Origin of the sequence: Microbacterium sp. gxy059, assembly GCF_050958665.1 — a bacterium.
In the GTDB taxonomy this organism is placed as follows: Bacteria; Actinomycetota; Actinomycetes; order Actinomycetales; family Microbacteriaceae; genus Microbacterium.
Map to the genome: position 1 here is coordinate 39535 of NZ_JAMXWT010000025.1, position 7001 is coordinate 46535.

Annotated in this window: 3 protein-coding genes; 2 read left to right on the plus strand and 1 reads right to left on the minus strand. The window is 72.1% G+C overall.

Annotated features, from left to right (window positions below; translation table 11 throughout):
* The first annotated feature begins 98 nt into the window (after positions 1-98).
* Positions 99-2072, plus strand: a complete 1974-nt coding sequence (recQ, locus tag NHL53_RS12830) for a DNA helicase RecQ (RefSeq protein ID WP_433777263.1) — start codon at positions 99-101, stop codon at positions 2070-2072.
* Positions 2073-2115: 43 nt separating this feature from the next.
* Here the strand turns inward: recQ and NHL53_RS12835 are convergent, their stop codons facing one another.
* Positions 2116-4635: a LuxR C-terminal-related transcriptional regulator gene (locus NHL53_RS12835; protein WP_433777264.1), complete on the minus strand. Its 2520-nt coding sequence runs from the start codon at positions 4633-4635 to the stop codon at positions 2116-2118.
* Positions 4636-4985: 350 nt separating this feature from the next.
* Here NHL53_RS12835 and NHL53_RS12840 point away from each other — a divergent pair.
* Positions 4986-7001, plus strand: a 2016-nt coding sequence (locus NHL53_RS12840) for a choice-of-anchor G family protein (protein ID WP_433777265.1), incomplete at its 3' end; no start/stop codon positions are given.

A 7001-nucleotide genomic window follows, 5' to 3' on the forward strand; every position in this document is an offset into this window, starting at 1 on the left:
ATGTCGGGAAGCTCCGAACGGCCGGCCCTTCGTCCTGCGAGAGGCCGGCCGTTCGTTTCCCGCGTCGGAGCGTCGGAGGCCGCGCCTACGCTGGAGACATGACCTCTCCGCCGTACGACCCCGGTTTCGACGACGGCTGGATCCCCCCGGAGGAGCCGCCGGGCGTCGAGTACGCCGACTACGACGGCGGCGAGATCCCCTGGGCCCCGGCCGGCGCATCGCGGCCCTCGGAGGATCCCGCCGTGCGCTCCTCGCGCTTCGCGTCGCCGCTCGAGGCGCTCGAGGTCGTCTACGGCTACGAGGCGTTCCGCGGCGACCAGGCCGAGATCATCGACCAGGTCGTCTCGGGCGGCGACGCGATCGTGCTCATGCCCACCGGCGGCGGCAAGAGCCTCTGCTATCAGATCCCGGCGCTGGTGCGCGAGGGCACGGGGCTCGTCGTCTCGCCGCTCATCGCGCTCATGCAGGATCAGGTCGACGCGCTGCGCGCCAACGGCGTGCAGGCGGCCGCCCTCTCGTCCGCGCTGTCCCCGTCCGAGCGCGCGGAGGTCGAGCGCGCCTACGTCGCGGGCGAGCTCGACCTGCTGTACGTCGCGCCCGAGCGGCTCAGCGGCGAGGCGACGCGGGCGCTCATCGCGCGCGGGAGCCTCAGCGTCATCGCCATCGACGAGGCGCACTGTGTGAGCCAGTGGGGGCACGACTTCCGCCCCGACTACCTCTCGCTCGGCGACCTGGGGGAGCTGTTCCCCGGCGTGCCGCGGGTGGCGCTCACCGCGACGGCGACCCGCGAGACGCACCGCGAGATCACCGAGCGCCTGCGGCTGCCCGATGCGCGCCACTTCGTCGCGAGCTTCGACCGGCCCAACATCCAGTACCGGATCGAGGCGAAGGCCGACGCGCGCCGTCAGCTGCTGCGCTTCGTGCGCTCGCAGCCCGAGGGATCCGCGGGCATCGTCTACGCGCTCAGCCGGAAGTCCGTCGAGCAGATCGCGACGTTCCTCGCCGGGCAGGGGGTCGACGCGATCCCCTATCACGCGGGGCTCGACCCGGCCACGCGTCAGGCGAACCAGGCCCGCTTCCTGCGGGAGGACGGCGTCGTGGTCGTCGCGACGATCGCGTTCGGCATGGGCATCGACAAGCCCGACGTGCGCTTCGTCGCGCACGTCGACCTGCCGAAGTCGGTGGAGGGCTACTACCAGGAGACGGGGCGCGCGGGCCGCGACGGCGAGCCGAGCGTCGCGTGGATGGCCTACGGGCTGGGCGACGTCGTGCAGCAGCGGCGCATGATCGCGCAGGGCGAGGGCGACCGCGCGATCCAGATGCGCCAGCAGCAGCATCTCGATGCGATGCTCGCGCTCTGCGAGACGGTGTCGTGCCGCCGGCAGAACCTGCTCGCCTACTTCGGCCAGGAGTCGGGGCCCTGCGGCAACTGCGACACGTGCCTCGAGCCGCCGGAGACGTGGGACGGGCTCGTCGCCGCGCAGAAGCTCATGTCGACGATCGTCCGACTGCAGCGCGAGCGCGGCCAGTCGTTCGGCGCGGGGCACCTCATCGACATCCTCCGGGGCAAGAGCACCGAGCGCATGACGCGCTTCCGGCACGATCAGCTGTCGACGTTCGGCATCGGCGACGACCTCAGCGAGCAGGACTGGCGCAGCGTGATCCGCCAGCTGCTCGCGGGAGGGCTGCTCGTCGCGCAGGGCGAGTACAACACGCTGGCCCTCAGCCCGGCGTCCGCCGGGGTGCTGCGGGGCGAGACGCCCGTGCTGCTGCGCAAGGACGTCATCGGCCGCCCCTCCCGCGCCGATCGGCCCCACAAGACGACGGCGGCCGACACGCTCGCCGAGGGCGACCGCGACCTGTTCGAGACGCTGCGCGCCTGGCGCGCCGAGCAGGCCCGCGAACAGGGCGTGCCCGCCTACATCGTGTTCGGCGACGCGACGCTGCGCGCCCTCGCCGAGCATCGGCCGGCGACGCTCGACCAGCTCGACGGCATCTCCGGCATCGGGGCCAAGAAGCGCGAGGCCTACGGAGAGCAGGTGCTGCGGGTCATCGCCGACGCGTCCCGCTGACCGCCCCGCGGCGCGCGGCGCGGGCGCCCCGGCGGACGCGCCGTCAGTCGAGCTCGCCGATCTCGCGCAGTCGCCGGGCGAAATCGCGCCGGTGGGCGATCCCGAGCTTGGCGCGGGCCTGCGCGAGGTGCGACTCCGCGGTCCGCACGCCGCATCCGAGCTGCGTCGCGATCTGCTGGTTGCTGAGCCCGCGCGCGGCGTGCTGGGCGGCCTCCCGCTCGCGGGGCGTGAGGCGCACCCGCACCGCTCCGCCCGCGTCGTCGGGCTCGTGCCACCGCGCCTCGGCGGCGAGGCGCTCGCGCACCAGCTGGATCCGGGTGCGGCAGTGCGTCGCGCCGGCTCCGGCGCGACGGCGCATGAAGATCCGCTCCGCCTCCGTGAGGGCGTCGAGGGCGCGCGCCCACATGCCGAGCTCCTCGAGGCGCTGCCCGACTCGCATCAGCTCGGCGGGGTGCTGGCTCGCGCTCGCCGCCTCGTGCGCTTCGGCGACGTGGAGCAGCGGCAGCGACGACCGTCGCTCGCGGGCGTCGATGCGCGCCCGGGGCAGCGGATCCTCGCGGTCGCAGAGATAGCGCAGGATCCACTCGGTGGGGGTGAGCCCGATGCCGGACGGGCCCGCGTCGTGCGCGCGGTGCGACGAGCCGTGCGGCGCGGCTCCGCGATGCGAGGGGCGGCGCGGCGTGCGGGGCTCGGGCGGAAGGTCCACGGGTTCGGGCGCCGGCTCGCCCCGCGCGATGCGTCCGAGCAGCGCGCCGACCTCCTGGAGGTGGGCGCGGAGGCGCAGGGGGAGGAAGCGCGGCACCGTCTGCTCGAGGCGCCGCCATTCGAGCGATGCGCGCTCCGCGCTGCCGCAGGCGAGCGCGGTGCCGGCGGCGCACAGGTGCTGCAGCCAGCGCTCGTGGTGCGCGGCGGCCGGGAGGCTGGCGACGAGCGATGCGAGCTCCTCGCGGTGGCGTCCGATCTCGCCGGTGAGCACGAGCGTCAGGCCGTAGCCGACGGCCGCCGTCGTGAGCAGGTCCTCGAGGGACCGGTCCGGCGCGAGTCCGGACCGGAGGAACAGCGCCCGCCGCTCGTTCGGGAGAGCCGCGGGAGCTGTCTGCCCGTGCCGCGCGCTCTCGAGGCCGGAGAGCACCTCGGCGAGCAGCGCGACCTCCGGGAGCGCGTGCCGACTCGCGCTCGTCGCGGCGGGGGAGCGGTCGGCGACGGATCCGTGGTTCCACTGCTCGAAGACGGTGAGCGCGTCGCGCTCGCCGCGGCTCTCGAGGGCGAAGGGGAGGACGTCGGCGAGGGGGAGGGAGAGCTCCGCCGCGCAGAGCGAGGCGAGGAACAGCATGGAGATCCGGGTGGGGCCGCTCGCGGGGCGCGCGTCGGGCGCCGGGGCGAGGGCCGCGAGGGCCTGACGGTGCTGGCCGAGCGCGGTGAGGGCGCGAGCGCGGAAGGCGCTGTCGACCTCGATCCCGCGGTGCGCCGTGCGGAGCAGGAGCGCGCGCAGCGAGCCCTCGGATCCGAAGAGCAGCTCGTCGGCCGTCGTGCGCTGCACCACGGCGGTTCGCACGTCGGGGTCGGCGGGGAGGGACTCCGGCGCGATGTCGGTCCCGAGCGCGCGTGCGCAGAAGGCGGTGTCCGCGGGGAAGAGCTGCAGGCCGAACGCCTCGACCGAGAGGAGGAGCGAGGCGGCGCGGGAGCGGGCTCGTCGCAGAGCCTCCGGGGTCGCGAGATGGTGCACGGCGGCGGCGGCGAACGCCGGCACCGTGTGCAGCTCGGCCTCCTCCTGCGGCAGCAGGACGCCGCGGCTCAGCAGGGTGCTCGCCGTCGCCTCGCCGACGAGATCGGCGGCCTGGGCGGGATCCAGGGGGTCGACCTCGGCGAGCACGAGAGCTCCGGCCGCCTCCTCGGGGCTGAGCGGGCCGATCGCGCGGGCGAGGTCGGCGAGCGCGGGAAGGGAGAGCTCCGGGATCGCGCGCGGGTCGATCCCGATGCGGGCTCCGTCGATGATCGCCCCGGCGTGCGCGAGCGGGATCAGGTCGAGCGCCCACTCCGGGCGGCCCCAGGAGAGGAGGCGGATCGCGTGCACGGTCCGGGCGTCGAGCGGCTCGGGTGAGCGGGTGTGGGCGATCCGCTCGATCTCGGCGGGGGACAGGGGCGCGAGCCGGTGGCGGCGGATCGTCGGGAGGTGAGCGCGTGCGCGCGCCGAGTCGGCGAGGAGCCGCTGGAGGGACTCCGTGTAGTGGGTCGTGCTGCTGTTCGTCTCGAGCGCGGCGACCACGGTCGTCGGCGTCGGGGCGAGATCGAGGATCGCCTCGAGGAACGGCAGGTCGGCGTCCTCGAAGCGATCGACGAGGAGGAGCGGGGGCTGGTCGGCCTCCGCGAGACGGTCGAGGGCGTCTCCGGCGGCGCAGCTGACGGCCGCGAACGGCACCTGCTCGTCGCGCAGCCGCTCGGCGAGCTCGCGCAGGAGGCGCCCGCTTCCGGATCCGGTCGGCCCCAGTACGAGGATGTCGTCGCCCTCGTCGCACAGGGCGCGGATCCGGTCGAGGTCGTCGGCGCGGAGGGTGCGGGTCATCGGCGGATCCTCTCGGGGGCAGGCGGGGCGTCGGCGACGTGCGAGGGAGACATCGGCGCCTCCCGCATCTCTCAGGAGAATATCAGTATTGCGGTCGTGTGATCTCCGTATATCTCCATAGGACATCCGTCATCTCTCCGTGTGAACTCCGTGATACGGGAACTCCTGCAGGAAAGCGATATGCCGCACATAGGCTCGGGCCAGCTACGGGTGTGCCGTCCCTGCGCATGCGCGTGGTTGCTGTATCCCTCTACACCTGACTGAGAGAAGACATGAAGGTACACACGAATCGGGCGGCTCCTCGCCGCCGACTGAGTTTCGCGGCAGGAGGTGTCGTCACCGCCGCCGCGATGGCCGGAGCAGCGCTCGTCGCGCCACCCGCGTTCGCTGCGGAGACCGACGACTCCGAGTCGCTCGCGCAGGTCATCTCGTCGGACCTGCTCAATGACATCCTCGGTGACCTCACCGGAGGCCAGCTGGTCGATGTGGGTGTCACCACGTCGGGCAACCCGAGTGACGAAGGGGCGAACTTCAACCCCCTCAGCATCGAGGCCCTCGGCCTCCTCAATGTCTCGCTCCCCACGGTCAACCTGCCGCTGCTGAAGACGCCCGAGCAGGAGAACGGCCTGCTCGACCTCGGCAACGCCGGCCTGGTGAACTCGTACGGCCACTCGCCGTCGGCGAACCAGGCCCGGGCCGCGGCGGGCGTCATCGGCGAAGATGGCGGAATCAACTTCGACGCGATCAACGAGGGCAGCGTGGACTACGCGTCGGTGAACCTCACCGACCTGCTGCGTCAGCTCAACCTCGACGGTGTGACCGACGCGGTCATCGATGAGCTTTCGCTCAACCTCGGGGCGCTTGCCTCTGTGGCGGAGCGCAACAGCGGCACCACGACTTCGGACTACACGGTCGCCGGTGCCGAGCTCAACCTCTCCAGCCCGCTCGCGGGAGACCTCACCACGGCGCTCGGAAGCGTGTCGTCCGGTCTCGGCCAGGCGCTGAACGCAGCGCTCGGATCCAACGGAACGCTCGTCGGCGCACTCAACGACATCGACCTCGACGTGAACCTGGGTGTTCTCCAGACCACGGTCCAGACCGGATCTGTCGGCGTCAACGGCCTCGACGCCGCTCTCGACGAGATCGACACGCTGCTGAACAGCACGATCGAGGATGACAACGGCCTGCTCTCGATCGACCTGGGCTCCGGCGACATCACGATCGACCTGTCGAAGCTCGTGCAGGGCGGAGACCTGAATGGTCTCCCGGCGAACACGCTGCTGCTCGACGACGGTACTCTGACGCAGATCACGGACGCGGTCAGCAACCTGCTGGGCAACGTCGTCACGAGCGTCGTAGTTCCGGTCAAGAACATCGTGAACTCGTTGCAGGTGGACATCGAGCTGGGTCTTCAGCTCCGCGTTCCGCTCGTTGCCACGGTGGGCGCGGACGTGTCGATCAATGCACCGCTCGGTCAGCTGCTCGGCACGGCGGACGACTTCGACACCGACCTCATCACGATCGATGTGCAGCAGGGCGGACTTCTCGGCACGCTGCTGGGTGCGCTTGGCATCAGCCTGGACGGACTGGTCAACGCCCTGCTGACGCCGGTGCTGAACGGTGTGCTGAACGCCGTGGGCAGCACGCTGGGAACGGCAATCGTGCCGCTCCTCGACAACCTCGAGGAGACCATCTCGAAGCCGCTCTCGGCTCTCCTGAGGGGCCTCTCGCCGGTTTTCGAGGGGCTCAACCAGATCGTGCAGGTCACGATCAACGAGCAGCCCGCCCCGGGTCTGCTGGGCGATGAGTCCTTCACGGTGAACGCGATCGGTATCGCGCTGCTGCCCGGCCTGAACGTGGCCAACGTGTCGCTCGCGTCGTCGACCGTGCGCGCGCAGGACGTCGTCTACGACACCTCGATCACGGCGGACCCCGCCGAGCTCCAGGCGGGCGAGGACACCACCATCAAGGGTGAGGGCTTCGCGCCGAACGAGACGGTGACGATCACGATCGGCGACGACGAGATCACCGCCACGACCGACGATGAGGGCAGCTTCTCCGTCGACTACACGGTTCCCGAGGGCACGCCCGAGGGCGAGCTCGACGTCACCGCTGTCGGCGAGGAGTCGCAGGCTCCGGCCGAGACCACCGTCACGGTGATCGCGGATGCGGACGAGACCGAGGCCGGAGCCGACGAGGCTGGTGCGGACGAGACCGAGGCTGGCGCGGACGAGACCGAGGCTGGCGCGGACGAGACCGAGGCTGGTGCGGACGAGACCGAGGCTGGTGCGGACGAGACCGAGGCTGGCGCGGACGAGACCGAGGCTGGCGCGGACGAGACCGAGGCCGGAGCCGACGAGGCTGGT

Coding starts and splice junctions, on each gene's coding strand:
- NHL53_RS12835 (WP_433777264.1), bottom strand. CDS start 4,635: ATGACCCGCACCCTCCGCGCCGACGACCTCGACCGGATCCGCGCCCTG.
- recQ (WP_433777263.1), top strand. CDS start 99: ATGACCTCTCCGCCGTACGACCCCGGTTTCGACGACGGCTGGATCCCC.